23 protein-coding genes are annotated in these 26,030 nt (G+C 63.6%); 5 read left to right on the plus strand and 18 right to left on the minus strand.

Annotation, left to right across the window (positions count from 1 at the left end; translation table 11 throughout):
• Positions 1 to 106 precede the first annotated feature (106 nt).
• From RYH74_RS07615 to nhaB, 4 genes are all read right to left on the minus strand, one after another.
• Entirely contained in the window at positions 107 to 1,066 is a 960-nt protein-coding gene (locus RYH74_RS07615) for a ribonuclease Z (RefSeq protein WP_317409192.1), read from the minus strand.
• 177 nt (positions 1,067 to 1,243) lie between these two features.
• Positions 1,244 to 1,789 (minus strand): lipocalin family protein, encoded by a 546-nt coding sequence (locus RYH74_RS07620; RefSeq protein WP_317409193.1) that lies wholly within the window; start codon positions 1,787 to 1,789, stop codon positions 1,244 to 1,246.
• Between the two features lie 80 nt (positions 1,790 to 1,869).
• Complete coding sequence (locus RYH74_RS07625) at positions 1,870 to 2,484, minus strand: dihydrofolate reductase family protein (RefSeq protein ID WP_286100174.1); 615 nt, start codon at positions 2,482 to 2,484, stop codon at positions 1,870 to 1,872.
• 201 nt (positions 2,485 to 2,685) lie between these two features.
• Positions 2,686 to 4,188 carry a sodium/proton antiporter NhaB gene (nhaB, locus tag RYH74_RS07630; protein WP_003258843.1) on the minus strand — a complete coding sequence of 501 codons (1,503 nt, stop codon included), beginning with the start codon at positions 4,186 to 4,188 and terminating at the stop codon, positions 2,686 to 2,688.
• Between the two features lie 150 nt (positions 4,189 to 4,338).
• Here nhaB and RYH74_RS07635 point away from each other — a divergent pair, with 150 nt between their 5' ends.
• Entirely contained in the window at positions 4,339 to 5,151 is an 813-nt protein-coding gene (locus tag RYH74_RS07635; RefSeq protein WP_013973305.1) for a crotonase/enoyl-CoA hydratase family protein, read from the plus strand.
• A 36-nt stretch (positions 5,152 to 5,187) separates the two neighbouring features.
• Positions 5,188 to 6,018 (plus strand): NAD(+) diphosphatase, encoded by an 831-nt coding sequence (nudC, locus tag RYH74_RS07640; RefSeq protein ID WP_317409194.1) that lies wholly within the window; start codon positions 5,188 to 5,190, stop codon positions 6,016 to 6,018.
• A gap of 130 nt (positions 6,019 to 6,148) precedes the next feature.
• Here nudC and RYH74_RS07645 read toward each other — a convergent pair whose 3' ends face one another.
• The 11 genes from RYH74_RS07645 to RYH74_RS07695 all read right to left on the minus strand — a co-directional run bounded on the left by RYH74_RS07645 (position 6,149) and on the right by RYH74_RS07695 (position 19,847).
• Entirely contained in the window at positions 6,149 to 6,928 is a 780-nt protein-coding gene (locus RYH74_RS07645; protein ID WP_013973303.1) for a TSUP family transporter, read from the minus strand.
• Positions 6,929 to 7,129: 201 nt separating this feature from the next.
• Positions 7,130 to 7,960: an alpha/beta fold hydrolase gene (locus RYH74_RS07650; RefSeq protein ID WP_075045649.1), complete on the minus strand. Its 831-nt coding sequence runs from the start codon at positions 7,958 to 7,960 to the stop codon at positions 7,130 to 7,132.
• A 248-nt stretch (positions 7,961 to 8,208) separates the two neighbouring features.
• Positions 8,209 to 9,498: an FAD-binding oxidoreductase gene (locus tag RYH74_RS07655; protein ID WP_317409195.1), complete on the minus strand. Its 1,290-nt coding sequence runs from the start codon at positions 9,496 to 9,498 to the stop codon at positions 8,209 to 8,211.
• Between the two features lie 234 nt (positions 9,499 to 9,732).
• Positions 9,733 to 11,676, minus strand: coding sequence for a DNA topoisomerase III (locus RYH74_RS07660; RefSeq protein ID WP_317409196.1), 1,944 nt, complete (start codon positions 11,674 to 11,676; stop codon positions 9,733 to 9,735).
• A 221-nt stretch (positions 11,677 to 11,897) separates the two neighbouring features.
• Positions 11,898 to 12,326, minus strand: a complete 429-nt coding sequence (locus RYH74_RS07665; protein WP_003258855.1) for a GNAT family N-acetyltransferase — start codon at positions 12,324 to 12,326, stop codon at positions 11,898 to 11,900.
• The gene (locus tag RYH74_RS07670) at positions 12,319 to 13,485 is read right to left on the minus strand and encodes a cupin domain-containing protein (protein WP_013973298.1); all 1,167 of its coding nucleotides are present in this window, start codon (positions 13,483 to 13,485) and stop codon (positions 12,319 to 12,321) included. Before RYH74_RS07670 ends, RYH74_RS07665 begins: the two co-directional genes overlap by 8 nt.
• Positions 13,486 to 13,566: 81 nt before the next feature.
• Complete coding sequence (gene purB / locus RYH74_RS07675; protein WP_013973297.1) at positions 13,567 to 14,937, minus strand: adenylosuccinate lyase; 1,371 nt, start codon at positions 14,935 to 14,937, stop codon at positions 13,567 to 13,569.
• 234 nt (positions 14,938 to 15,171) lie between these two features.
• A complete protein-coding gene (gene hflD, locus RYH74_RS07680) occupies positions 15,172 to 15,798 on the minus strand; it encodes a high frequency lysogenization protein HflD (RefSeq protein ID WP_015270973.1) in 627 nt (208 codons plus the stop codon).
• On the minus strand, positions 15,795 to 16,919 hold the full coding sequence (gene mnmA, locus RYH74_RS07685; protein WP_075045646.1) for a tRNA 2-thiouridine(34) synthase MnmA: 1,125 nt from the start codon (positions 16,917 to 16,919) through the stop codon (positions 15,795 to 15,797). The genes hflD and mnmA overlap by 4 nt, the downstream gene beginning before the upstream one ends.
• 59 nt (positions 16,920 to 16,978) lie before the next feature.
• Positions 16,979 to 17,419 carry an NUDIX hydrolase gene (locus tag RYH74_RS07690; RefSeq protein WP_317409197.1) on the minus strand — a complete coding sequence of 147 codons (441 nt, stop codon included), beginning with the start codon at positions 17,417 to 17,419 and terminating at the stop codon, positions 16,979 to 16,981.
• Positions 17,420 to 17,621: 202 nt separating this feature from the next.
• Entirely contained in the window at positions 17,622 to 19,847 is a 2,226-nt protein-coding gene (locus RYH74_RS07695) for an NADP-dependent isocitrate dehydrogenase (protein WP_085664675.1), read from the minus strand.
• A 481-nt stretch (positions 19,848 to 20,328) separates the two neighbouring features.
• Between RYH74_RS07695 and icd the strand changes: the two genes are divergently transcribed.
• Positions 20,329 to 21,585 carry an NADP-dependent isocitrate dehydrogenase gene (gene icd / locus RYH74_RS07700; protein WP_025339776.1) on the plus strand — a complete coding sequence of 419 codons (1,257 nt, stop codon included), beginning with the start codon at positions 20,329 to 20,331 and terminating at the stop codon, positions 21,583 to 21,585.
• Positions 21,586 to 21,658: 73 nt separating this feature from the next.
• Here icd and cspD read toward each other — a convergent pair whose 3' ends face one another.
• A complete protein-coding gene (gene cspD / locus RYH74_RS07705; RefSeq protein ID WP_085614900.1) occupies positions 21,659 to 21,913 on the minus strand; it encodes a cold shock domain-containing protein CspD in 255 nt (84 codons plus the stop codon).
• 230 nt (positions 21,914 to 22,143) lie between these two features.
• Here cspD and clpS point away from each other — a divergent pair, with 230 nt between their 5' ends.
• Positions 22,144 to 22,506: an ATP-dependent Clp protease adapter ClpS gene (gene clpS / locus RYH74_RS07710; protein WP_013973290.1), complete on the plus strand. Its 363-nt coding sequence runs from the start codon at positions 22,144 to 22,146 to the stop codon at positions 22,504 to 22,506.
• Positions 22,507 to 22,536: 30 nt separating this feature from the next.
• Positions 22,537 to 24,807, plus strand: coding sequence for an ATP-dependent Clp protease ATP-binding subunit ClpA (gene clpA / locus RYH74_RS07715; RefSeq protein ID WP_025339774.1), 2,271 nt, complete (start codon positions 22,537 to 22,539; stop codon positions 24,805 to 24,807).
• A gap of 165 nt (positions 24,808 to 24,972) precedes the next feature.
• Here clpA and infA read toward each other — a convergent pair whose 3' ends face one another.
• Both infA and RYH74_RS07725 read right to left on the minus strand, forming a co-directional pair.
• Entirely contained in the window at positions 24,973 to 25,191 is a 219-nt protein-coding gene (infA, locus tag RYH74_RS07720; RefSeq protein WP_002553999.1) for a translation initiation factor IF-1, read from the minus strand.
• Between the two features lie 102 nt (positions 25,192 to 25,293).
• Positions 25,294 to 26,001 (minus strand): arginyltransferase, encoded by a 708-nt coding sequence (locus RYH74_RS07725; RefSeq protein ID WP_013973288.1) that lies wholly within the window; start codon positions 25,999 to 26,001, stop codon positions 25,294 to 25,296.
• Positions 26,002 to 26,030: the final 29 nt, after the last annotated feature.

Genomic DNA, 26,030 nt, shown 5'->3' on the forward strand with positions numbered 1-26,030 from the left:
TCGCGACACAAGGCCGCTCCCACAGAGGATCGCACCAGCCTGATCAGATCTGCCCGGGGCAGACGCAGGTCGAACGTGCCGCGTGCACAATTGTGGCCATGCCAAATCATCCGGCCGGTTCAAGACAGCCATCGCGCCCGATGTGATAGCGCTGCAGGTCCTGCGCCAGGGTCAGCTGCCCGCTGTAGTGGGCGAGGGCTTCGTCGCGCACGTTGTCGATGCTCGGGCTGCGCCGTGGGTCGTTCTGGTAGCGGGCGCTGAAATGCGTCAGCACCAGGTTGCGCACGCCCGCAGTTTCGGCAAAGCGCGCCACCGCAGCCGCGGTGCTGTGGCCGAAGGTTACCCCCGTGCGCTCTACCACCGCCTGGGTGAACGTGGCTTCGTGCACCAGCACGTCCGCGCCCTTGGCGACGTCGGCCAACAGCTCGGGGTTGTCGTTGTCGCCGCACACGATCACCCGCCGTGGCGGGCGCGAAGGGCGCAAGTAGTCATTGCCGTGCAGCAGCCGACCGCCATGCTGCACCGTCAAACCCTTGGCCAGCTCGCCCCACAGCGGGCCGCGGGGGATGCCGTCGGCTTCCAGGCGCGGGATGTCCAGGCGCGGTTCGGGGTTGAGCTCGGTGAACACGAAGCCGACGCTCGGCACCCGGTGCGAAAGCTGCACGCTGGTCACTTGCAGGGCGTCACTGCGCCATTCCACCAGATCTTCCACGGCCAGCAGGCGCAGTTCGAACGGCAGGAAAGTATCGCTGGCCACCAGCCCCTGGCGCACCCAGTCGTGCAGGGCGGCGGGCAGGACAAGATCCAGCGGCTGCGTGCGCCCGCTCATGCCGGCGCTGGCCAGCAGGCCCGGCAGGCCGAAGCAATGGTCGCCGTGCACGTGGGTGATGAAGATGGCGCGCAGGTCGCGGATCGACAGCGGCGTATGCAGCAGCCGGTGCTGGGTGCCTTCGCCGCAGTCGACCAGATACCAGTGGCTGCCACTGGCTTCGATCACTGCGGTGGCGCTGACGTTGCGTGCCTTGGTCGGCACGCCGGCGGAGGTGCCCAGGAACAGCAAATCCATGGTCTGGCTCCTTGTTTCAGTCCAGCAGTGACGTCAGCACCAGCGGGCGGATGGGGGTCGGACGGATACGGGGTGCAGGTAGCGGCGTGGTACTCAACGGGCTCGTTCCTTCGAGGTGGTAAGGGCGCACACCTTAGCCGGATTGCCGCATGTCGTCGATGGCCCGCCAGGTGTTGCCTACTCGGCCTGCCGCCAGATCAGCTTGCTGGTGTCATAGCCTTGCTCCCGGGCGATCGTCAGCAGTTGTTCGCGCAGCTGGTCGGTGACCGCGGGCGTGCGCGAGAGCAGCCACAGGTATTCGCGGTTCGGGTGGCCGACCAAGGCTACGCGGTAGTCCTGGTCGTGGTACAGCACCCAGTACTCGCCCTTGGTCAGGCCGGGCGCGAGGCGGCTGAACCAGTTGTCGAAGCGCACCCAGAGCTTGTCGGTGCTGCCCGGTTGCTGGGCTTCGGCGATGCCCTTGGCCTGGTTCCACTGGCCGTCCTTTTCCTGGCAGCGGTTGGTCACGTCGAGGCGGCCGTCCTCTCGCAGGCCATAGTGCGCTTCGGACTGCACGCAGTTGCGCTGGAAGAACATCGGCAGCCGCGCGAGTTCGTACCAGGTGCCCTGGTAACGTTGCAGGTCGACCTGCTGGGTGCGCGGCGGCGCCGGGTGATCGTTGCCGGCGCAGCCGAGCAGGGCCAGGGGCATGCAGCAAAACAGCAGCGTGGTGCGTAGCGCCATGGTGAACCTCCTTGATACGGACGGGGCTTACCTGTGTTTCGATGCGAGCGAGAGGCAAAAGTTGTACGCAATCGTGCTTTTCAGAACGAACCGGTCTGCACTTCGCCGGCACGCACGTAACGGGCGATGACCACGCCCTTGGGCGAAACCTGCGAGTGCTGCAGGGTGAAGGCCGCCGCTGCCGCATCGTCGCCGAACAGGCGCTTGCCGTGGCCGAGCAGCAACGGGTGGATCAGCAGTTGCAGTTCATCGACCAGGCCCGCCGCCAGCAGTTGCTGCACCAGATCGCTGCTGCCCTGGGTTAGCAGGTTGGCGCCGTCCTGTTGTTTCAGCGCGCGGACCGCTGCGGTGATGTCCACGCCAAGGGCATGGCTGTTGTGCCAGTCGAGGGTTGCGGGGGTGTGGGTGGCCACGTGCTTGGGCACGCTGTTGAACAGGTTGGCGATGGAGAAGTCTTCCGAGCTGCCTTCTACCTTTGGCCAGTAGCCGGCGAAGATGTCGTAGGTGCGCCGGCCCAGCAGCAACTCGAAGGGCTGGCTGAACAGGGCCTGCATGGCCTGGCCGAAGACTTCCTCGGCGTAGGGCACAATCCAGCCGCCGTAGGTGAAGCCGCCGCTGGTGTCTTCCTGCGGGCCGCCGGGGGCTTGCATGACACCGTCGAGGCTGATGAAGGCGGCTACGATGAGTTTGCGCATGGGGACTCTCCTGTTGGCAGCCGGGGTGGCTGGGGGCATGGTATAGTCGAATGGCAGGCAGCAGAATCGACAGGGCTGTTTGAGTGGTCTGCACTGGCCCTTTCGCGGGTAAACCCGCTCCCACATGATCACCACAGTTTCGAAGGCTGTGCAGTACCTGTGGGAGCGGGTTCACCCGCGAAGAGGCCGGCGCAGACTACCTCAAAGCCAGTAGGTCACCGCCCACCACCCCAGCCCACCCATCACTACGGTATAGGGCAAGGCCATCCAAACCATTCGCCCATACGACAGCCGGATCAGCGGCGCGATTGCCGAAGTCAACAGGAACAGGAACGCCGCCTGCCCATTCGGCGTCGCCACGCTCGGCAGGTTGGTGCCGGTGTTGATCGCCACCGCCAGCGTCTCGAAATGCTCGCGGCTCATGCTGCCATTGAGGAACGCCTGCTTCACCTCGGTGATGTAGATGGTGGCAACGAACACGTTGTCGCTGATCGCCGACAGCAGGCCGTTGGCCAGGTACAGCATGCCCGGTTGCTGCTCGGCCGGCAGCGCCAGCACCCAGGCAATCAACGGGCTGAACAGTTGCTGCTGATGGATCACCGCCACCACGGCGAAGAACACCACCAGCAAAGCGGTGAACGGCATGGCGTCCTGGAAGGCACGGCCCAGGCGGTGTTCGTCGGTAATGCCGGTGAATGCCGTGATCAGCACGATCACCATCAGGCCGATCAGGCCGACCTCGGCAACGTGCAGCCCCAGGCAGACGATCAGGATCAGTGCGGCGAACCCTTGCACCCACAGCGCGATGCGCTGGGCAGTGGTGCGTGCTGCATCGTCCTCGGCGGCGTAGGCGGCCAGCACCTGGCGCACCGGCTCGGGCATCAACGTGCCGTAGCCGAACAGGCGCAGCTTCTCCAGCAGCACGCAGGTCAGCAGGCCGGCGCCCAGCACCGGCAGCGACACCGGTGCCACCTTCAGGAAGAAATCGGCGAAGTGCCAGCCCATCTCATGGCCGATCAGCAGGTTCTGCGGCTCGCCCACCAGCGTGCACACGCCGCCCAGGGCGGTACCCACCGCGCCATGCATCAGCAGGCTGCGCAGGAAGGCGCGGAACTGGTCGAGGTCTTCACGATGCAACTGTGCGACCTGCTGGTCGCTGTCCAGCGCACTGTCTTCGCGCGGGTTGGCCCCGGAGGCGACGCGGTGGTACACCGCATAGAAACCGACCGCGGCGCTGATGATCACGGCGGTCACGGTCAGCGCATCGAGAAACGCCGAGAGGAATGCCGACAGCACGCAGAACAGCAACGCCAGGATCGCCTTCGAACGCACCCCCAGCAGGATGCGCGAAAACAGGAACAGCAGCAGTTCCTTCATGAAGTGGATGCCCGCGACCATGAACATCAGCAGCAGGATCACCGGGAAGTTGTGCTGCAGCTCTTCGTACAGGGCTTGCGGGGTGGTCATCTGCAACAGCAGGGCTTCGACCAGCAGCAGGCCGCCAGGCATCAGCGGGTAGCACTTCAGGGCCATGCCCAGGGTGAAGATGAATTCGAGCACCAGTGCCCAGCCGGCAGCGACCGGGCCGACGGTCACCAGCAGCAGCGGGTTGAGCACCAGGAACAGGCAGATGACTGCCTTGTACCAAAGCGGCGACTGGCCCAGAAAGCTGTGGGCGAGGGCGCCGGTCAGGGAGCGCGACATGAATTTGTATCCTTATGATTCGGCGATGGCGCACGGTGCCGGATCAGCGCGTCTTAGGCAAGGCGTAAAGTCCCGTTTTTGGCACAAGTGCGGTCATCGGGGTGGGTTACCATCCGTGCCATGAACCCTTCACCCGCAGGAGTGCCGCCCGTGACCGAGTACAGCGCATTCAAGGTCGAACTGACCAACAGCATCGCCCACGTTCAGATCAACCGCCCGGACAAGCGCAATGCGATGAACGCGGCCTTCTGGGAGGAGATCATCGACATCTTCCAGTGGGTCGATGACACCGACGCGGTGCGGGCGGTTGTGATCAGCGGTGCCGGCAAGCATTTTTCCGCCGGTATCGACCTGATGATGCTGGCTTCGCTGGCCGGGCAGATGGGCAAGGACGTGGGGCGTAACGCGCGCTTCCTGCGCAGCACCATCCTGCGCCTGCAGGCGTCGTTCAATGCCGTGGACAAATGCCGCAAGCCGGTGCTGGCCGCGGTGCAGGGTTACTGCATTGGCGGCGCCATCGATCTGATCTCGGCCTGCGACATGCGCTACTGCAGCAGCGACGCGCAGTTCTCGATCAAGGAAATCGACATGGGCATGGCCGCCGATGTCGGCACACTGCAACGTTTGCCTCGTATCATCGGTGACGGCATGATGCGTGAGCTGGCTTTCACCGGGCGCAATGTCGAGGCCGAAGAGGCGCTGCGCATCGGCTTGGTCAACCGGGTCTATGATGATCAGGCCGCGCTGATGGACGGGGTCTTTGCCATCGCCGGCGAGATTGCCGCAAAATCGCCGATCGCCGTGGCCGGCACCAAGGAAATGCTCAGCTACATGCGTGACCATCGCATCGACGATGGCCTGGAGTACATCGCCACCTGGAACGCCGCGATGCTGCAGTCCGAAGACCTGCGCGTGGCGGTGGCGGCGCACATGAGCAAACAGAAACCGACGTTCGCCGACTGATCAGGCCGGGGGACGCGCAGTAAGGGAACCCCCGACATGTCAGCACGCTGGACTACCGCAGTACTCGACCCGCAGATCACCGGGGGGCTGGCCGTGGCCCGCAGCCCGGAAGGGTTCCTGGTGGACGACAACGGCGCGCTGTTCCCTCGCGACTGGCTCAAGCGCCAGGACCTCGACGTGCTGTGCGAGCACGGCATCGGCCACTTCGACGGCCAGCCGGTGTTCCTGCTGGAGCTGCGCAGCGCCACCGACGTGCCCGGCTGCGCCTGGCGCGGCCTGCGCGCGTTCATGCTCGAGGGTGACTTCGACACCTACAAAGTGCTGGGCTATGCCGCGCAGATCGGCACCTGGGCCCGCGAGCACCGTTTCTGCGGCAGCTGCGGCCAGGCAATGACGCAGATCCGCTGGGAGCGGGCGATGTACTGCCAGCCTTGCGACCTGCGCAGCTACCCGCGCATTTCGCCGAGCATGATCGTGCTGGTGACCCGTGGTGATGAAATCCTGCTGGCGCGTTCGCCACGCTTCGTCACCGGGGTGTACAGCACCCTGGCAGGCTTCGCCGAGCCGGGCGAGTCGGCCGAAGACTGCCTGGTGCGCGAAGTGCGTGAAGAGGTAGCGGTGGAAGTAAGGAACATCCAGTACGTCGGCAGCCAGTGCTGGCCGTTCCCGCATTCGATGATGCTGGGCTTCCATGCCGAGTATGCCGGCGGCGATATCGTCATGCAGCCGGACGAGATCGAGGATGCCAAGTGGTTCAGCGTCCACGACCTGCCGCCGCTACCGGCCGGGCGGTCGATTGCCCGCTACCTGATCGATCTGTACGTTGCACGGCGGCTGGGCTGTGATATCCCTGCTTTCCCGTCCTAGCTGCAGTGAGAAATGTTCTCCGACTAGGCGCAGGGCGCAGGCAATGGTCATTCCATTGCCAAGTCCTGCAACGACGGCGGAGGACATTTCTCGCGCAGATAGGGCGGGAAAGCAGGGGTATCACAGCCCATCAGGCTTGGCCGAACCAGTGCTGCCACGCTAGGCGCACGGTCAATGCCAGCACCACGGTGATGAACACCGGGCGGATGAACTTGCTGCCGCCACTGATCGCCGTGCGTGCGCCGAAGAACGCGCCGACCATCACCGACAGGCCCATGCACAGGCCGACGATGTAGTCCACCTGCCCGGAAATGATGAACACCGTCAGCGCTGCGATGTTGCTGACGAAGTTCATGCTGCGCGCCACGCCGCTGGCACGGACCAGGTCGATGGGGTAGAGCAGCAGGGTGCTGACCGTCCAGAACGCCCCGGTACCCGGGCCGGCCACGCCGTCATAGAAGCCCAGGGTGAAGCCTTGCGGTACTTGCCACTTTTTCCTGATCGGCGCATCGGCATCCAGCGGCGCCTTGGGCGTGCCGCCGAACAGCAGGTAGACGCCACAGGCGAAGACGATCACGGGCAACATCTTGTTCAGCCATTCGGCCGGCATGTAGTGGGCGATCACTGCACCGAGCAAAGCACCGACCAAGGTGGCGAACAATGCCGGGCGCCATTGCGCCGGGTGGAACAGCTTGCGCCTGTAGTAGGTGAAGCCGGCGGTGGCCGAGCCGAAGGTAGAGCTGAGCTTGTTGGTGCCCAGTACCAGGTGTGGCGGCATGCCGGCGGTGAGTAGCGCCGGAGTGGTGAGCAGGCCGCCACCGCCGGCGATGGCATCGATGAAGCCGGCGACGAAGGCGACCAGGGCCAGGATCAGCAGGGTGAGGGGTTCTACGGTGAGTTCGAAGGGCATGGGGTTTTGGCAGGCAGGGAGGCAGGGGGCGGCAAAGGGCCGCACTAGAAGGGTGACATGGTAATCCTGGGGGAGGTGTGTTGCCAGTGCCGGCCCTTTCGCGGGCATGCGCGCTCCCACAGGTTACCTGCACATTTCAAGACCTGTGCAGTACCTGTGGGAGCGGGCGCGCCCGCGAAAGGGGCGGTACAGGTCATCACATCAGCTACGGATAAACGCCAGCAAATCCGCATTGATCACATCGGCATGGGTGGTCGGCATGCCATGCGGGTAGCCTTTGTAGGTCTTGAGTGTGCCGTTAGGCAGTAGCTTCGCCGACAGCACCCCGGAATTTTCATACGGTACGATCTGGTCATCGTCGCCGTGCATCACCAGCACTGGCTGGGTGATGCCCTTCAGGTCTTCGGTGAAGTCGGTCTGGGAAAACGCCACGATGCCATCGTAATGGGCCTTGGCACTGCCAATCATGCCTTGGCGCCACCAGTTGCCGATGATGCCTTCGCTGGCTTCTGCACCGGGGCGGTTGTAGCCGTAGAACGGCCCGGCCGGCACATCCCGGTAGAACTGCGCACGGTTGCTGGCGACCTGGGCCTGGAAACCGTCGAACACCGATTTGGGCAGGCCACCGGGATTAGCGGGCGTCTGCACCATCAGTGGCGGTACGGCGGCGATCAGCACGGCCTTGGCCACCTTGTCTTCAGGGTGCCGGGCCATGTAGCGCACCACTTCACCGCCACCGGTCGAGTGGCCGACATGCACGGCGCCCTGGATGCCCAGGTGAGCGACCACCGCCGCCACATCGTCGGCGTAGTGGTCCATGTCGTGGCCGTCCCATACCTGGCTGGAACGGCCATGGCCGCGACGGTCGTGGGCGACCACGCGGTAACCGTGGGCAAGGAAGAACAGCAACTGGGCATCCCAGTCGTCGGCGCTGAGCGGCCAGCCGTGGTGGAAGTGGATGACCGGCGCGTCACGCGGGCCCCAGTCCTTGTAGAAGATCTGTACGCCGTCCTTCGTGGTTACATAGCTCATGGTCGGGTCTCCTGTGTGCAGGAAGCGAAGGGAGCTATTGAGAATAGGAGGTATTTTGCCTCGTACTGGAATTTGTGATTTTGCACCGGAGCTTCAGACCTACGCAGCCTTTTGTGGGAGCGGCCTTGTGTCGCGAAAGGGCTGCAAAGCAGCCCCAGCAATTTGTGTGTCAGTACTGAATTTCTTGGGGCCGCTTTGCAGCCCTTTCGCGACACAAGGCCGCTCCTACAACGGGCCGTGTCAACCGATCAGACGCGGTCGCGCATCCGGTACCAGGCCTTGGCCGCAGCTTCCAGCGGTGCTGCCAGCAGGTCTCCGCCGGGGAAGCGGCCGTTGTCGATGCCTTGGTACAGCGTCAGCAGGTCGTCGTCGCCAAGAATGGCATCGCTGACCGCCCGCGCCGCTGCCAGCGTAGGTAGCACGCCATGGCCAGAGAAACCCTGCAGCCAGTAGCGCTGGCCCTCGCGACCGACATCCGGGGTGCGCTGGATGCTGCAGTCGATATGGCCGCCCCAGGCATAGTCGATGGCCACCCCGGCCAGCTGCGGGAATACTCGCTCCAGGTAGGGGCGGGTGGCGCTGGCGACATCTTTGGGAATACCGCCCAGGTAGGTGCAGCCGCCGCCGAACAGCAGGCGATGGTCCGGGGTGAGGCGGAAATAGTCGGGCACGAACTGGTTGTCGATCACGCAACTGTTGCGCGGCAGTAGCGATTGGGCGAAGTCGGCATTCAGCGGTGCGGTGGCTACCTGATAGGAGCCAACCGGCAACAGGCGGCGCGACAGGGTGCGGTCGAGGCGGTCGATGTAGGCGTTGCAGGCCAGCACCAGCACCTGGCAGCGTACTTCGCCGCGGTCGGTACGGGCCACATAGCCGTCGCCGACTTTCTGGTAGTCGAGCACCTGGCTCTGTTCGTAGATCCGCCCGCCAGCCGCCTCGATGGTGCTGGCCAGGCCCTGAGCCAGCTTCAGCGGGTTGAGGTGGGCGCCCTTGGCGTCGTATAGCGCGGCCTGGTAGCGCGGGCTGTCGATCCATTGCGGCAGCTCGTCGCGGCCGATCAGGCGCAGGGCGTCGTAGCCCCATTTGTGTTCGGCCTCGTGCAGGGCTTCTTCCAGCATCTTCACCCGGCGCGGCAGCACGGCGGTCCACAGGCTGCCCAGCCGGTAGTCGATGTCGAAGCCATGGCGCTCGGGCAGTTCGCGCATTTCATCGGCGGCCCAGCACATGCTGGCCCATAGGCGTCGGGTGCGTTGGACGCCCAGGGCCTTTTCCAGCGGCGGCATGTCGCACGACCAGCCGAGCAGTGCCTGGCCGCCGTTGCGGCCGGACGCGGCCCAGGCCACGCGGCTGGCTTCCAGCAGCGTTACACGCTTGCCGGCCTGGGTCAGGCGCAAGGCGGTGTGCAGGCCGCTGAAGCCGGCGCCAATGATCAGGACTTCGGTGTCGTGGCTGCCTTGCAGGGTAGGGTGCAGGGGAATGCTGGCGGGGTAGGTCTGGGCGTAGTAGCTGGCGACGTGCTGGGCGGATTGTTTGAACATGCAGGGGTCTCATGAAAATTATTGTGTTTATTTTCATGAAAATTTAGCAGGTAAATTTCATGTCGCCAATGCATTGGCCGGGTTTGTGGTTTACCTCGAGTTGTTGTGTTGCCTGTCCTGGCCCTTTCGCGGGTAAACCCGCTCCCACAGAGTCATCACCGGTCTCGAGGTCGGCGCTGTAAATGTGGGAGCGGGTTCACCCGCGAAGGGGCCTGACCTGAAAGTGCAAAATCTTCAGGTTGTCGCCTTTTTTCGAGGCTGTCTTGGCTTGCCTGCGGCCGCTTTGCCCTTCCCGCCACCCCGACGCTTCTTCTTCCACGGCGGCGCAGCCCCGGCTGCCGGCCCGCTGATGGTCATGCGCATGCCGCTGCACCGTTCGACCAGCTTGCCCATCCATGCCGACTGCCGGGCGACGAACTCCTCCAGCGTCATCTCGCCACTCTGCACCATGTCCAGCGCCTGCTCCCAGATAGCCGTGGTGCCTGGGTCGGCAATGGCGCGTGGCACGGCGTCGATCAGGCTGAAGGCCGCAGGGGTGGCGGACAGCGCCTTGCCGTTCTTCACCAGGTAGCCGCGGTCAAGCAGGCCCTGGATGATGCTGGCGCGGGTGGCTTCGGTGCCGATACCGGTGGTTTCCTTGAGCTTCTGCTTCAACCGCGGGTCGTCCACCAGCTTGGCCACGTTCTTCATTGCCTTGATCAGGTCGCCTTCGGTAAACGGCTTGGGCGGCTGGGTCCACAGGTCTTTCAGTTGCAAGCCCTGCACTGTGCAGTCTTGGCCTTCGCGCAGCGCCGGCAGCACCTGGGCCGGTGGTGCCTCGCGGCCCTTGGCCGGGGTCAGCGCCTCGGGCAGCGCACGGCGCCAGCCTGGTTCGACGATCTGCTTGCCTACGGCACGCAGGGCATGGCCGGCGCAGTCGAAGTCGGCCTGGGTGCGGTCGTATTCATGGTTGGGCAGGAACTGCGCCAGGTAGCGGGCGCGGATCAGGGTGTACACCGCCTTGTGCTTGGCCGGCAGGCGCGACGGGTCGCTGGCGGCGGCAGTGGGGATGATGCCGTGGTGGGCGCTGACCTTGGCGTCGTTCCACGCCCGTGAACAGCGTTGCGGCTCCAGGTAGGGCTGCAGCGGCGCCAGGCTGGCATCGGAACGTTGCAGGGCGGCGAGGATGGCTGGCGCTTCGGCGTGCTGGCTTTGCGGCAGGTAGCCGCAGTCGCTGCGCGGGTAGGTGATCAGCTTGTGGGTTTCGTACAGGGCCTGGGCGATGTCGAGGGTTTCCTGGGCGCCGAGGCCGAACTTTTTCGAGCACAGCTCCTGCAGGGTGCCAAGGTCGAAGGGCAGGGGTGCCGCTTCACGCACGCGCTCGGTGGTCACCTTCACAGCCCGGGCAGTACCCGCATTGCCGATATCGGCGGTAGCCTGCTGCGCCAGGGCCTGGTTCAGGCAGCGGCCCTGGTCGTCGCAGGCGTCCTCGGGGGCGCGCCACTGGGCGTTGAAGCCAAAGCCTGCGTGTTCGAGCTGCACGTCGATGGCCCAGAACGGTACCGGCACGAAGTCGGCGATGCTGCGGTCGCGGTCGACCACCAGGCGCAAGGTGGGCGTTTGCACCCGGCCCACCGGCAGCACGCCCTGATAGCCCGACTGGCGGCCCAGCAGGGTGAACAGCCGGCTCATGTTCATGCCGATCAGCCAGTCTGCGCGCGAACGGCCCAGCGCCGAGTGGTACAGGTTGAAGGTTTCGTGGCCCGGCAGCAGCCGCGCCAGGGCCTTGCGAATGGACGCGTCATCCAGTGCCGACAGCCACAGGCGCTGCACCGGGCCGCGGTAGCGGCAATGCTCGACCAGTTCGCGGGCGATCATTTCGCCTTCGCGGTCGGCGTCGGTGGCGATCACCAGTTCGCGCGCTTCGCCGAACAGGCGCTTGACCGCCTTGAACTGGCTGGCGGTCTTGGCCTTGACCAGCATCTTCCACTTTTCCGGGATGATCGGCAGATCGGCCAGGTTCCAGCGCTTGTAGCGTTCGTCGTAGCTGTCGGGCGGGGCGGTTTCCAGCAGGTGGCCGATGCACCAGGTCACGCAGACGTCGGTGCCTTGCCAGCAGCCATCGCCCTTGCGGTTGGCGCCGAGCACTTTGGCGATGTCTTTTGCCTGGGAGGGTTTTTCGCAGAGGAACAGGCGCATGGCCGGGGACGCTTCATCGGGGTGATGGGCGATAGGATGCGCAAGAGAGGGCGCGGAGGCAAGTTTTATCTGGATGGATGTACAGGTTTTGTCAGGGAAGATGTATTTTGCTGTGCCGGCCTCTTCGCGGGCTTGCCCGCTCCCACAGGTACTGCACAGCATTCAATATCTGTGGGGTCCTTGTGGGAGCGGGCAAGCCCGCGAAGAGGCCGGTACAGGGATCAGGCGCGCGAGTCGCGCACCATGTCCACGTGCGGGATGCCGGCTTCGAGGAACTCTTCGCTGACTACGCGAAAGCCCAGCCGCTCGTAGAACGGCGTGGCGTGCACCTGGGCGCTGAGCATCTGCTGCTTCAGGTCGCGGTTCTGTGCTTCGACAATCACCGCGTTCATCAGCGCGTCACCCACCTTCAGCCCGCGCCAGTCCTTCAGTACCGAGACCCGGCCGATGGTGCCGTCAGGCAGCAGGCGCGCGGTGCCGATCGGGTAGTCGCCTTCCAGGGCCAGGAAGTGCGCGGCGGTCGGGTCATCCGAGTCCCACTCCAGCTCCGGCGGCACGTGCTGTTCGGCAATGAACACCGCTTCGCGGATGCGGCGGATGTCGGCGTTGTCCTTGTGCCAGTCGGCGAGGCGCACACGAATCTTATTCATTGGCGAATCCCAGGCTTCCTTGTTTGACCAGCTGCTGTACCAGCATAAGGCCATCTTCATCCTGCAGCCATTCGCCCAGGTTGTCGATGTGCAGGGCGTCGGCCGCGCAAACCAGCTTCAGTAGCTCGCGCAGTTTGCCCGGCAGCGGGCAGCTGCGGCCGCTGGCGAACAGCAGCAGGTCTTCTTCGAACTCCGACCAGGCCAGGCGGGCGCTCGGGTTGCGGATCAGGATGGCGCCTTGTTCCAGGGCATCGATCAGCTCTTCCTCGGACAGCTCTTCACCGACGATCTGCTCGGGGTAGCGTGGCTCGGTCATGAACTGGCCGAACCAGGTCAGCAGCAGGTCTTTGTCGCCCATGTGCTTGTCGAGCAGCGCCTTGAGGCGGTCGAGGGCGTCGTGCTGGATCTGGTGCGGGTCGCTGACCGGCTGGGCATCGGCGTCGCTGTAGCGTTCTTCGTCGGGCAGGAACTGGCCGAGGAAATCGGTGAAGTGGGTCAGCACTTCAGCGGCGCTTGGCGCGCGGAAGCCTACCGAATAGGTCAGGCAGTCGTCCACGGCCACGCCGTAGTGGGCCAGGCGTGGTGGCAGGTAAAGCATGTCGCCCGGCTCCAGGGTCCACTCATCGCTCTGCTCGAAGTCGGCGAGGATGCGCAGGTCGGCGTGCTCCAGCAGCGAGCTGTCGCTGCTGCACATCTGGCCGATTTTCCAGTTGCGCTGGCCGTGGCCCTGCAGCAGGAACACGTCGTAGTTGTCGAAGTGCGGGCCGACGCTGCCACCGGGGGCGGCGAAGCTGATCATCACGTCATCGATGCGCCAGCTGGGCAGGAAGCGGAAGTTTTCCAGCAGTTCGGCTACTTCCGGGACGAACTGGTCCACGGCCTGCACCAGCAGGGTCCAGTCCTTTTCCGGCAGCTCGGCAAAGGTATCTTCGGTGAACGGGCCGCGGCGCAGCTCCCACGGGTGCGCGCCGTGCTCGAGTACGATACGCGACTCTACTTCCTCTTCCAGGGCCAGGCCGGCCAGCTCGTCGGGGTCGATCGGGCTGATGAAGTCCGGGAAGGCCTGGCGCACCAGCAGCGGCTTCTTCTGCCAGTAGTCGCGCATGAATTCGCGGGCCGAGATGCCGCCCAGCAGCTGCAGTGGAGTATCAGGATTCATGTTCAACCTATTGAAAAAATGTAATTTTCGTTCGGGAATAAAAACGCCCGGCCAGGCCGGGCGTTGAACGCGACGGTCAGCTTAGATGCGTTTGGCCTGTGCTGCCGCGTTGCCGATGTAAGTAGCAGGGGTCAGCTGCTTGAGCTCGGCCTTGGCTTCGGCTGGCATATCCAGGCCGTCGATGAAGGTCAGCAGCGCTTCCGGGGTGATGCCCTTGCCACGGGTCAGCTCTTTGAGCTTCTCGTAGGGGTTTTCGATGTTGAAGCGGCGCATCACGGTCTGGATCGGCTCGGCCAGCACTTCCCAGCAGGCGTCCAGGTCGGCGGCGATGCGGGCTTCGTTGACTTCCAGCTTGCCGATGCCTTTCAGGCTGGCTTCGTAGGCGATGACGCTGTGGGCAAAGCCCACGCCCAGGTTGCGCAGCACGGTGGAGTCGGTCAGGTCACGCTGCCAGCGCGAGATCGGCAGCTTGCTGGCCAGGTGCTGGAACAGCGCGTTGGCGATACCCAGGTTGCCTTCGGAGTTTTCGAAGTCGATCGGGTTGACCTTGTGCGGCATGGTCGACGAGCCGATTTCACCGGCAACGGTCTTCTGCTTGAAGTAGCCCAGCGAAATGTAGCCCCACACATCGCGATCGAAGTCGATCAGGATGGTGTTGAAGCGGGCGATGGCGTCGAACAGCTCGGCGATGTAGTCGTGCGGCTCGATCTGGGTGGTGTACGGGTTGAACTGCAGGCCCAGCTCGTCTTCGATGAAGGCGCGGGCGTTCTGCTCCCAGTCGATCTGCGAGTAGGCCGACAGGTGGGCGTTGTAGTTGCCCACGGCACCGTTGATCTTGCCCAGCAGCGGTACGGCAGCAACCTGGGCGATCTGGCGCTCCAGGCGGTACACGACGTTGGCCAGTTCCTTGCCCAGGGTGGTCGGCGAAGCCGGCTGGCCGTGGGTGCGCGACAGCATCGGCACATCGGCGTGGGCGTGGGCCAGGGCGCGGATGGCGTCGGCGATCTGGCGCATCAGCGGCAGCAGCACTTCGTCACGGCCGGCGCGCAGCATCAGGGCGTGGGACAGGTTGTTGATGTCCTCGCTGGTGCAGGCGAAGTGGATGAACTCGCTGACCTTGGCCAGCTCAGGCAGCTTGGCGGCCTGCTCCTTGAGGAGGTATTCGATCGCCTTGACGTCGTGGTTGGTGGTGCGCTCGATTTCCTTGACGCGTTCGGCGTGCTCGAGCTTGAAGTCGGTGGCCAGGCTGTCCAGCAGGGCGTTGGCTTCGGCGGAGAACGCCGGCACTTCGCCGATCTGCGGGTGGGCGGCCAGGCGCTGCAGCCAGCGCACTTCGACCAGGGCGCGGAAACGGATCAGGCCGAATTCGCTGAAAATGGGGCGCAAGGCCTGGGTTTTGCCGGCATAACGGCCGTCTACAGGGGAAACCGCAGTGAGCGAAGAAAGCTGCATGGGGTGTTCTCGGACAGTCAGGCTTTTGGAAGGGCGCATATCATACATGAAAAATGCGCTCAGGTCGGGTGGCTGACCAAAGGTCGGGCCATAAATCAGCTGTGCATTGTGCTTGCCTGTTCTGGCCCTATCGCCGGCAAGCCAGCTCCCACAGGTATTGCACCGGTCTTGAGCACAGTGCATATCCTGTGGGAGCTGGCTTGCCGGCGATGAGGCCGGAACTGTCAGCCCCTGTCAGGAGGGGCTGCGCATCATGTCGTACAGTTCGTTCAACAGCTTGCGCCGGCTGAATACCAGCTGCCAGCGGTGCCCGCCCAGCTGGCGCCACAGGCGTGCGGCGCGGATGCCGGCCAGCAGCAGGGCGCGGATCTTCGAGGCGTTGCTGGCCTGCTGCAGGAAGCGCATGTCGCCATGTACCTGGATGCGCTGGCGCAAGGTGCTCAGGGTGTCCTGGTACAAGGCTCCACTGGAAGCGATGACGTTTTCATGAACCAGGCCAAAATGCTCGGCCTGGGACTGGATTTGCGGCAGGCGGTTGCCGATGGTGTCGAGCAGGTCGCCGCGCTTGTTCAGCTGGCGCTCCAGGCCCAGCATCGACAGGGCGTAGCGCAGCGGCTCGCGCTGCAGGCTGCTGGGGTCGCGCTCCAGCGCGCCGACCAGCGCGCGATAGCCGTCGCGCAGGTTCAGGTCGTCACCGCCGAACACCTCCAGGGTGTCCTTGGGGTCGCGGACCAGCAGGCTGCCGAGCATGCAGCCGATGTTGGCCTCGCTGGCCTGGCCGGTGCGGGCAATGCGGTCGACCAGTACGGCGGCCTGGAACACACCGCCCAACGCAATCAGCTGCTCCTGCAGGTTGCTCATGCGCGCGGGCTCCACGGCTCGGCGGCTTCGATCACGCCGCCGCCCAGGCACACTTCGCCGTCGTAGAACACCACCGACTGGCCTGGGGTAACGGCGCGTTGCGGTTCGTCGAACACTGCGCGGTAACCGCTTTCGGTCAGTTCCAGGGTGCACTGCTGGTCGCTCTGGCGGTAGCGCACCTTGGCGGTAAGCTGGCGCGGGCTGCCGAGGTCGACCGGGTTGACCCAGAAGATTTCCGAAGCGAGCAGGGCGCGGGAGAACAACCACGGGTGTTCATTGCCCTGGCCGACCACCAGCACGTTGCGGGTCAGGTCCTTGTGCAGCACGTACCACGGCTCGTCACCGGCGTCCTTCAGGCCGCCAATGCCCAGGCCCTGGCGCTGGCCGATGGTGTGGTACATCAGGCCGTGGTGGCGGCCGATCACTTCACCGTCGGTGGTCTCGATGTTGCCCGGCTGGGCCGGCAGGTATTGCTTGAGGAAGTCGCTGAAGCGGCGCTCGCCGATGAAGCAGATGCCGGTGGAGTCCTTCTTCTTGGCGGTGGCCAGGCCGTGCTTTTCGGCAATGGCGCGTACTTCGGGCTTTTCCAGCTCGCCAACCGGGAACAGGGTGCGGGCGATTTCCTTGCCGCCGACGGCGTGCAGGAAGTAGCTCTGGTCCTTGTTCGGGTCCAGGCCCTTGAGCAGTTCGGTGAGCTCGCCGGTGTCGCGGCGGCGCACGTAGTGGCCGGTGGCGATCAGGTCGGCACCCAGCGACAGGGCGTAGTCAAGGAACGCCTTGAACTTGATTTCGCGGTTGCAGAGGATGTCCGGGTTGGGCGTGCGGCCGGCCTTGTACTCTTCGAGGAAGTGCTCGAACACGTTGTCCCAGTATTCGGCGGCGAAGTTGGCGGTGTGCAGCTTGATGCCGATGCGGTCGCACACGGCCTGGGCGTCGGCCAGGTCTTCACGGGCGGTGCAGTATTCGGTGCCGTCGTCTTCTTCCCAGTTCTTCATGAACAGCCCTTCCACCTGGTAGCCCTGCTCCATGAGCAGAAGGGCGGAGACGGAAGAGTCCACGCCGCCGGACATGCCGACGATAACGCGGGTCTTGGCGGGGTCTTTGAGTGCTGGGCTGGTCATGGTTACCGGTGTGTATCAAGGGGGAAAAACGCCGATTCTATCAAACCTGCGGCGGCGCGTCAGTCGCGCAGCAGGTCGAGGCTGTGCAAGGGGCCTTTCAGGTAGTCATCGAGGCAGCGTGGCACCAGCTCGCTGCGCCAGCGGGCGGAGTCGGCCAGCAGTTCGTCGCGGGTCAGCCACACGGCGCGGACGATGTCGCTGTCCAGTGCCAGGTCGGCGTGATGGCGCACGGGGCGGGCGGCGAAGCAGATGCGCTGGTAGGTCACGCCGTTGCTTGGGGCGGTGTACAGGTAGATGCCGACGACGCCGGTGAGCTCGACTTCCCAGGCGGTTTCTTCGAGGGTTTCGCGCAGGGCGGCCTGGGGCAGGGTCTCGTTGGGTTCGAGGTGGCCGGCGGGCTGGTTGAAGACGTGCTGGTTGGCTTTGAATTCTTCGACGAAGAGGAACTTGCCTTCGTGTTCGACGATGGTGGCGACGGTGATGTGGGGTTGCCAGGTCATTTGTATGTCCCTTCAGATTGGTGGGGCCGCTTTGCGGCCCATCGCCGGCAAGCCAGCTCCCACAGGTGCAGTGCAAGCTTGAGGCATTCACAATACTTGTGGGAGCTGGCTTGCCGGCGATGGGTTGCAGAGCAACCCCATTTCCCAGAAAGCACAAACCCCGGTGCGTGGCCGGGGTTTGTGCTGTTACTTCAAGCGAACCTTACAGGGCGGCAATGGCGCTGTTCAGGGTCTGGCTTGGGCGCATCACCTTGGCGGTCAGCTCGGCATCCGGGGCGTAGTAGCCACCGATGTCGGCCGGCTTGCCCTGGACGGCGTTGAGCTCGGCGACGATGGTCTCCTCGTTCTCGGTCAGGGTCTTGGCCAGTGGTGCGAAGCGTGCCTGCAGGGCAGCGTCGTCGTTCTGCGCAGCCAGGGCCTGGGCCCAGTACAGGGTCAGGTAGAAGTGGCTGCCGCGGTTGTCGATACCACCGACTTTGCGCGAAGGCGACTTGTTGGTGTCGAGGAACTTGCCGGTGGCCTGGTCCAGGGTGTTGGCCAGCACTTTGGCGCGCGGGTTGTCGTAGGTGTTGCCCAGGTGCTCCAGGGAAGCGGCCAGGGCCAGGAATTCACCCAGCGAGTCCCAACGCAGGAAGTTCTCTTCCACCAGCTGCTGCACGTGCTTCGGTGCCGAACCGCCGGCGCCGGTTTCGAACAGGCCGCCACCGCTCATCAGCGGCACGATCGACAGCATCTTGGCGCTGGTGCCCAGTTCCATGATCGGGAACAGGTCGGTCAGGTAGTCACGCAGCACGTTGCCGGTCACCGAGATGGTGTCCTTGCCTTCGCGGATGCGGGCCAGGGAGAACTTGATGGCGTCGACCGGTGCCAGGATACGGATGTCCAGGCCGGAGGTGTCGTGATCCTTCAGGTACTTCTGCACCTTCTCGATCATCACGCCGTCGTGGGCGCGGGCCGGGTCCAGCCAGAACACTGCAGGGGTGTTGCTCAGGCGGGCACGGTTGACGGCCAGCTTGACCCAGTCCTGGATCGGCGCGTCCTTGACCTGGCACATGCGGAAGATGTCGCCGGCTTCGACGTTCTGCTCGAGAACAACCTGGCCTTTGCTGTCGACCACGCGCACGACGCCGTCGGCCTTGATCTGGAAGGTCTTGTCGTGGGAGCCGTATTCTTCGGCCTTCTGTGCCATCAGGCCGACGTTCGGTACGCTGCCCATGGTGGTCGGGTCGAAGGCGCCGTTGGCCTTGCAATCTTCGATGGTGGCCTGGTAGATGCCGGCGTAGCAGCGGTCCGGGATGATCGCCTTGGCATCCTGCAGTTCGCCGGCGGCGTTCCACATCTTGCCCGAGTCACGGATCATGGCCGGCATCGAGGCGTCGACGATGACGTCGCTCGGCACGTGCAGGTTGGTGATGCCTTTGTCGGAGTTGACCATGGCCAGGGCCGGACGCTGGGCGTACAGGGCCTGGATGTCGGCTTCGATCTCGGCCTGCTTCTCGGCTGGCAGGTCCTTGATGCGGGCGTACAGGTCGCCGATGCCGTTGTTGGCGTTGAAGCCTACTTCAGCCAGGGCGGCGGCGTGCTTGGCCAGCACGTCGTTGTAGAACTCTTCGACGATGACGCCGAACATGATCGGGTCGGAGACCTTCATCATGGTGGCTTTCAGGTGTACCGACAGCAGCACGCCAGAAGCCTTGGCATCGGCGATCTGCTCGGCGATGAAGGCTTTCAGGGCCTTGCGGCTCATGGTGGCGCAGTCGATGACTTCGGCAGCTTTTACCGCAGTCTTTTCTTTCAGTACGGTGGTGTTGCCGTCTTTGCCGACCAGCTCGATTCGCAGGCTGTCGTCAGCTTCGATCAGTGCGGCTTTCTCGCTGCCGTAGAAGTCGCCCTGGGTCATGTGGGCAACGTGCGACTTGGAGTCGGCAGCCCAGGCGCCCATCTTGTGCGGGTGCTTGCGGGCGTAGTTCTTGACCGACAGCGGCGCGCGGCGGTCGGAGTTGCCTTCGCGCAGGACCGGGTTCACGGCGGAACCTTTGATGCGGTCGTAGCGGGCGCGGGATTCTTTCTCTTCCGCGGTGGCTGGCTCGTCGGCGTAGTCAGGGATGTTGAAGCCCTTGCCCTGCAGTTCCTTGATCGCGGCTTTCAGCTGCGGTACCGAGGCGCTGATGTTCGGCAGCTTGATGATGTTGGCTTCAGGGGTGGTAGCCAGCTGGCCCAGTTCCGCCAGGTGATCGCCTACTTGCTTCTCTGCGCCCAGTTGCTCCGGGAAGGCGGCGAGGATGCGGCCAGCCAGGGAGATGTCGCGGGTTTCGACGGCGATGTCAGCCGAAGCGGTGAAGGCTTCGATGATCGGCAGCAGCGAGTAAGTGGCGAGGGCGGGGGCTTCGTCGGTGAAGGTATAGATGATCTTGGAACGGGTGGGCATGCGGGTTAACTCTCTGTGTGCTGAGCGTGCTCGAGTCTCGTGGTGCGCAGGGTAGGCGCATCGCCCTGGCAACGCCATGAGCGGAAAGTCGAGAGGCTGCGAGCGGTGATGGTGGATGCATCAGTCGAGCGTCAAGTGCTGGGCTGCGGTAACAGTCCAGGCTTCGTGGCCAGGCTTTGTGTCCATTCATGGCCAAGGGCGGTCCGCATTTTTCCAAGGGATCGCCCCGATGACCCTTCGGTCGCGGCGGAGTATACCAAACCATTCGGGCTAATCAGCAAGGCCAAGTGATATCGGCCCATTTATAAGACCAAAGACTAAGCGGCAATGTGGCGAAATGCCGCAGCATCGGCGGTGCATCCTTCGCGGGCGCGTCGGGTCGCCGCACCGCCGCTCCCACAGCTTGCAGGTCGGCAGATGTGGTTTAGGCTCAGTGGATCGCATGATGTCCAATCACACCCGACAGCGGAGTAGTGCAAGCATGGGATACCAGAAAATCAAGGTTCCGACCGACGGCGCGAAGATCACCGTCAATGCAGACCATTCGCTCAACGTTCCTGACAACCCGATCATTCCTTATATCGAGGGCGACGGGATTGGCGTCGATGTCTCGCCGGTAATGATCAAGGTGGTCGATGCCGCCGTGCAGAAGGCCTACGGCGGCAAGCGCAAGATCGCCTGGATGGAGGTGTACGCCGGCGAAAAAGCCACCCAGGTGTACGACCAGGACACCTGGCTGCCCCAGGAAACCCTCGATGCCGTGCGTGATTACGTGGTGTCGATCAAGGGGCCGCTGACCACCCCGGTGGGCGGCGGTATCCGTTCGCTCAACGTGGCCTTGCGCCAGCAACTGGACCTGTACGTGTGCCTGCGCCCGGTGCTGTGGTTCCAGGGCGTGCCCAGCCCGGTGAAAAAACCCGGCGATGTGGACATGGTGATCTTCCGCGAGAACTCCGAAGACATCTATGCCGGCATCGAGTGGAAGGCCGGCTCGCCCGAGGCGAACAAGGTGATCAAGTTCCTCAAGGAGGAAATGGGCGTTACCAAGATCCGCTTCGACCAGGACTGTGGCATTGGCGTCAAGCCGGTGTCGAAGGAAGGCACCAAGCGCCTGGTGCGCAAGGCGCTGCAGTACGTGGTGGACAACGACCGCGAGTCGCTGACCCTGGTGCACAAGGGCAACATCATGAAGTTCACCGAGGGTGCCTTCAAGGACTGGGGCTATGAAGTGGCGCGCGACGAGTTCGGGGCCGAGCTGCTCGATGGTGGCCCATGGATGAAGTTCAAGAACCCCAAGAGCGGCCGCGAGGTCATCGTCAAGGACGCCATCGCCGACGCCATGCTGCAGCAGATCCTGCTGCGCCCGGCCGAGTACGACGTGATCGCCACCCTCAACCTCAACGGTGACTACCTGTCCGATGCCCTGGCGGCGGAAGTGGGCGGTATCGGCATTGCGCCGGGTGCCAACCTGTCCGACACCGTGGCCATGTTCGAGGCCACCCACGGCACCGCGCCCAAGTATGCCGGGCAGGACAAGGTAAACCCGGGTTCGGTGATCCTGTCGGCGGAGATGATGCTGCGGCACATGGGCTGGACCGAGGCGGCGGACCTGATCATCAAGGGTACCAATGGCGCGATTGCTGCCAAGACCGTGACCTATGACTTCGAACGCCTGATGGACGGCGCCAGGCTGGTGAGCAGTTCAGGCTTTGGCGATGAAATGATCAAGCATATGTAAGGCAACGGAAAACCGGCCGCTTCCAGTCAGGAGGCGGCCGGTTTTTTCGTGTACCGGCAGGCGGCGCGGCAGTTCAGGCGTCGGCAGTGCTGCTGGTTTGCGGAGCCCTGGCGGCCGCGGCGGCAGTGGCGCTGCTGATATTCACCGCGTGCAGGCCTTTGGGGCCCTGGACGATGTCGAAGCTCACGGCCTGGCCGGCCTTGAGCGTCTTGTACCCGTCCATCTGGATGGCTGAATAATGAGCGAACAAGTCGTCAGTCTTGCCCTCTTCATTGATGAATCCGTAGCCCTTGGCATTGTTGAACCACTTGACTTTACCGCTTGCCATCCCTATGTCCCTCTGCAAAGGACTCCATCACTGGAGTATCATCCACTTCATCCGCATACGAACCATGCGAAAAATCTGGTTGACTGCGCGGATCTTTATCGACCACGGTGGGTTCTTATTGGTTGTAACACCGTTTTGCCGATAGTCAAGGTCGCCCGGCGCCTGCGCTGGCCGTGCCCTTCGCAGTCAACCCACAACCTTAACCTGTCGCTCATGATGAAATTCTTTCCATGCATGCACCTAGTGAGATTCGACTAACATTCAATCAGGATCGCCCGCAATCGAATGAGGACGACGGCTCGGGTCTTGCAGTTCAGGAAGCCAAGCCGATCCTGCAGGCGCCACCGATGTACAAGGTGGTTTTGTTCAACGATGACTACACGCCGATGGATTTCGTCGTCGAAGTGCTCGAGACGTTCTTCAATCTGAACCGCGAGCTGGCGACCAAGATCATGCTGACCGTCCATACCGAAGGGCGGGCAGTGTGCGGATTGTTTACCCGTGACATCGCCGAAACAAAGGCTATGCAGGTCAACCAATACGCCAGGGAAAGCCAGCATCCGCTACTCTGTGAAATCGAGAAGGACGGTTAATCGCCGACCACTTGGGTATGAGGTGAAGCTATGTTAAACCGCGAGCTCGAAGTCACCCTCAATCTTGCCTTCAAGGAGGCTCGTTCGAAGCGTCATGAGTTCATGACCGTCGAACATCTGCTGCTGGCACTCCTTGACAATGAGGCTGCCGCGACCGTTCTGCGCGCCTGTGGCGCCAATCTCGACAAACTCAAGCACGACCTGCAAGAGTTCATCGATTCCACTACACCCCTGATCCCGGTCAACGATGAAGATCGCGAAACCCAGCCGACCCTGGGCTTCCAGCGTGTACTGCAGCGTGCCGTGTTCCACGTGCAAAGCTCCGGCAAGCGTGAAGTCACTGGCGCCAACGTGCTGGTGGCGATCTTCAGCGAACAGGAAAGCCAGGCCGTGTTCCTGCTCAAGCAGCAGAGCGTGGCCCGCATCGACGTGGTCAACTACATCGCCCATGGCATCTCCAAGGTGCCGGGCCATGGTCCGCATTCCGAAAACGACCAGGAAATGCAGGATGAAGAGGGCGGCGATACCGCCTCTTCGAGCAACCCGCTGGATGCCTATGCCAGCAACCTGAACGAACTGGCCCGTGCCGGACGTATCGACCCGCTGGTAGGCCGCGAGCAGGAAGTGGAGCGCGTGGCGCAAATCCTTGCCCGTCGGCGCAAGAACAACCCGCTGCTGGTGGGTGAGGCAGGCGTGGGCAAGACCGCCATCGCCGAAGGCCTGGCCAAGCGTATCGTCGATGGCCAGGTGCCCGATTTGCTGGCGCAGAGCGTGGTGTATTCCCTCGATCTCGGCGCACTGCTGGCGGGTACCAAATACCGTGGCGATTTCGAGAAGCGCTTCAAGGCGCTGCTCGGCGAGCTGCGCAAGCGCCCGCAGGCGATCCTGTTCATCGACGAAATCCACACCATCATTGGTGCCGGTGCGGCGTCGGGCGGGGTGATGGATGCGTCCAACCTGCTCAAGCCACTGCTGTCGTCCGGTGAGATCCGTTGCATCGGTTCGACCACCTTCCAGGAATTCCGCGGCATTTTCGAGAAGGACCGTGCCCTGGCGCGGCGCTTCCAGAAGGTCGATGTCAGCGAGCCGTCGGTCGAAGACACCGTGGGCATCCTGCGCGGCCTGAAAGGGCGCTTCGAAAGCCACCACAACATCGAGTACAGCGACGAAGCCTTGCGCGCCGCCGCTGAGCTGGCCTCGCGCTATATCAATGACCGGCACATGCCGGACAAGGCCATCGACGTGATCGACGAAGCCGGTGCCTACCAGCGCCTGCAGCCGGAGGCCAACCGCGTCAAGCGCATCGACGTGCCGCAGGTCGAAGACATCGTCGCCAAGATCGCGCGGATCCCGCCGAAGCACGTCACCAGTTCCGACAAGGAACTGCTGCGCAACCTCGAGCGTGACCTGAAGTTGACCGTATTTGGTCAGGACCAGGCGATCGATTCGCTGGCCACCGCCATCAAGCTGTCCCGCGCCGGCCTCAAGTCGCCGGACAAGCCTGTCGGTTCGTTCCTGTTCGCCGGCCCGACCGGCGTCGGCAAGACCGAAGCAGCGCGGCAGCTGGCCAAGGCGCTGGGCGTGGAGTTGGTGCGCTTCGACATGTCCGAGTACATGGAACGCCACACCGTGTCGCGCCTGATCGGTGCGCCTCCTGGCTATGTTGGCTTCGACCAGGGTGGTTTGCTGACCGAGGCGATCACCAAGCAACCGCACTGCGTATTGCTGCTCGACGAAATCGAGAAGGCCCACCCGGAAGTCTTCAACCTGCTGCTGCAGGTGATGGATCACGGTACCCTGACCGACAACAACGGGCGCAAGGCCGACTTCCGCAACGTGATCCTGATCATGACCACCAACGCTGGCGCAGAAACCGCCGCGCGGGCCTCGATCGGCTTTACTCATCAGGACCATGCGTCCGATGCCATGGAAGTCATCCGCAAGAGCTTCACGCCGGAGTTCCGCAACCGCCTGGACACCATCATCCAGTTTGGTCGCCTGAGCCACGAGACGATCAAGAGCATCGTCGACAAGTTCCTTATCGAACTGCAGGCGCAGCTGGAAGACAAGCGAGTGCTGCTGGAAGTCAGCGATGATGCACGCGGCTGGCTGGCGGCCTCGGGCTACGACGTGCAGATGGGGGCGCGGCCGATGGCGCGGCTGATCCAGGACAAGATCAAGCGGCCGCTGGCCGAGGAGATCCTGTTTGGCGAACTGGCCGAGCATGGTGGCGTGGTGCACGTCGACCTGCGCGATGGCGAGCTGGTGTTCGACTTCGAGACCACGGCTGAGGTTGCTTGATAGATGGGGCCGCTTTGCGGCCCTTCGCGGGTACGCCCGCTCCCACAGGGGGATAGTTATTACCTGTGGGAGCGGGCGTGCCCGCGAAGGGCTGCAAAGCAGCCCCTGCAATCCTGAAGGCACAAAAAAGCCCGGCACATGGCCGGGCTTTTTCATGGCTTGAGCTTAGCGCGCACGGTAGGTGATGCGGCCCTTGCTCAGGTCGTAGGGCGTCAGTTCGACGCGGACCTTGTCGCCAGTGAGAATACGGATGTAGTTCTTGCGCATCTTTCCGGAGATGTGCGCGGTTACGACGTGCCCGTTTTCCAACTCCACGCGGAACATGGTGTTGGGCAGGGTGTCGACGACAGTACCTTCCATTTCGAAGCTGTCTTCTTTCGACATGCAGTAGAGCCCTCGGATCCAGTGTTGGCCCGACGCATAACCGCACCGGGCAAAAAAGTGGCGTGGATTATGCCCGAAAACTGTGTGTCAAGCCAATGCCTTTCAGTTGAGGGTGACCCAGCGCTGATTTATCAACAGTTCGATAGGCCGATACTGCGTCTTGTAGTTCATTTTCTTGCAGTTCTTGATCCAGTAACCCAGGTAAACCGCCTCCAGGTCCTGGCGCAGGGCTTCGGTGATCTGCCAGAGGATGGCGAAGCGGCCCAGGCTGCGGCGTTCTTCGTCCGGCTCGTAGAAGGTGTACACCGCTGACAGGCCGTTGGGCAGTAGGTCGCACACCGCTACCGCCATCAAGCGGCCTTCCAGGCGGAACTCGTAGAACCAGCAGAATGGCAGGTCGCGCACCAGGAAGGTGGAGAACTGGTCGCGGCTGGGCGGGTACATGTCACCGTCGGCGTGGCGCGTTTCGATATAGCGCCGGTACAGCTCGAAGTACTCTTCCTTGAACGCCGGGCGTGCGGCGGTAACGGTCAGGTCGGCGTTGCGCTTGAGGATGCGCCGTTGCTGGCGGTTGGGGATGAAGCGTGCCGCCGGGATGCGTGCCGGCACGCAGGCATTGCAGTTCTGGCAATGCGGGCGGTACAGGTGGTCGCCACTGCGGCGGAAGCCCATTTCCGACAAATCGGCGTACACATGCACGTCCATCGGCTGGCTGGGATCGAGGAACAGTGTGGTTGCCTGTTCGTCGGGCAGGTAGCTGCAGGAGTGGGGCTGAGTGGCATAGAACTTCAACCGCGCCAACTCTGTCATGATCAACCCCCTCGGTGAGACTTTGCTTT

This window comes from Pseudomonas sp. LSJ-87 (genome assembly GCF_032971465.1).
Lineage (GTDB): Bacteria > Pseudomonadota > Gammaproteobacteria > Pseudomonadales > Pseudomonadaceae > Aquipseudomonas > Aquipseudomonas putida_Z.

Excerpts from the sequence above, each read along its gene's own strand:
- nudC (WP_317409194.1), top strand. The coding sequence starts at position 5,188 with ATGTCAGCACGCTGGACTACCGCAGTACTCGACCCGCAGATCACCGGG.
- RYH74_RS07725 (WP_013973288.1), bottom strand. The coding sequence starts at position 26,001 with ATGACAGAGTTGGCGCGGTTGAAGTTCTATGCCACTCAGCCCCACTCC.
- RYH74_RS07655 (WP_317409195.1), bottom strand. The coding sequence starts at position 9,498 with ATGTTCAAACAATCCGCCCAGCACGTCGCCAGCTACTACGCCCAGACC.
- infA (WP_002553999.1), bottom strand. The coding sequence starts at position 25,191 with ATGTCGAAAGAAGACAGCTTCGAAATGGAAGGTACTGTCGTCGACACC.
- RYH74_RS07645 (WP_013973303.1), bottom strand. The coding sequence starts at position 6,928 with ATGCCCTTCGAACTCACCGTAGAACCCCTCACCCTGCTGATCCTGGCC.
- RYH74_RS07660 (WP_317409196.1), bottom strand. The coding sequence starts at position 11,676 with ATGCGCCTGTTCCTCTGCGAAAAACCCTCCCAGGCAAAAGACATCGCC.
- RYH74_RS07650 (WP_075045649.1), bottom strand. The coding sequence starts at position 7,960 with ATGAGCTATGTAACCACGAAGGACGGCGTACAGATCTTCTACAAGGAC.
- clpA (WP_025339774.1), top strand. The coding sequence starts at position 22,537 with ATGTTAAACCGCGAGCTCGAAGTCACCCTCAATCTTGCCTTCAAGGAG.
- RYH74_RS07665 (WP_003258855.1), bottom strand. The coding sequence starts at position 12,326 with ATGAATAAGATTCGTGTGCGCCTCGCCGACTGGCACAAGGACAACGCC.
- RYH74_RS07620 (WP_317409193.1), bottom strand. The coding sequence starts at position 1,789 with ATGGCGCTACGCACCACGCTGCTGTTTTGCTGCATGCCCCTGGCCCTG.
- nhaB (WP_003258843.1), bottom strand. The coding sequence starts at position 4,188 with ATGTCGCGCTCCCTGACCGGCGCCCTCGCCCACAGCTTTCTGGGCCAG.
- cspD (WP_085614900.1), bottom strand. The coding sequence starts at position 21,913 with ATGGCAAGCGGTAAAGTCAAGTGGTTCAACAATGCCAAGGGCTACGGA.
- clpS (WP_013973290.1), top strand. The coding sequence starts at position 22,144 with ATGCATGCACCTAGTGAGATTCGACTAACATTCAATCAGGATCGCCCG.
- RYH74_RS07670 (WP_013973298.1), bottom strand. The coding sequence starts at position 13,485 with ATGAATCCTGATACTCCACTGCAGCTGCTGGGCGGCATCTCGGCCCGC.
- purB (WP_013973297.1), bottom strand. The coding sequence starts at position 14,937 with ATGCAGCTTTCTTCGCTCACTGCGGTTTCCCCTGTAGACGGCCGTTAT.
- hflD (WP_015270973.1), bottom strand. The coding sequence starts at position 15,798 with ATGAGCAACCTGCAGGAGCAGCTGATTGCGTTGGGCGGTGTGTTCCAG.
- RYH74_RS07690 (WP_317409197.1), bottom strand. The coding sequence starts at position 17,419 with ATGACCTGGCAACCCCACATCACCGTCGCCACCATCGTCGAACACGAA.
- RYH74_RS07615 (WP_317409192.1), bottom strand. The coding sequence starts at position 1,066 with ATGGATTTGCTGTTCCTGGGCACCTCCGCCGGCGTGCCGACCAAGGCA.
- mnmA (WP_075045646.1), bottom strand. The coding sequence starts at position 16,919 with ATGACCAGCCCAGCACTCAAAGACCCCGCCAAGACCCGCGTTATCGTC.
- icd (WP_025339776.1), top strand. The coding sequence starts at position 20,329 with ATGGGATACCAGAAAATCAAGGTTCCGACCGACGGCGCGAAGATCACC.
- RYH74_RS07625 (WP_286100174.1), bottom strand. The coding sequence starts at position 2,484 with ATGCGCAAACTCATCGTAGCCGCCTTCATCAGCCTCGACGGTGTCATG.
- RYH74_RS07695 (WP_085664675.1), bottom strand. The coding sequence starts at position 19,847 with ATGCCCACCCGTTCCAAGATCATCTATACCTTCACCGACGAAGCCCCC.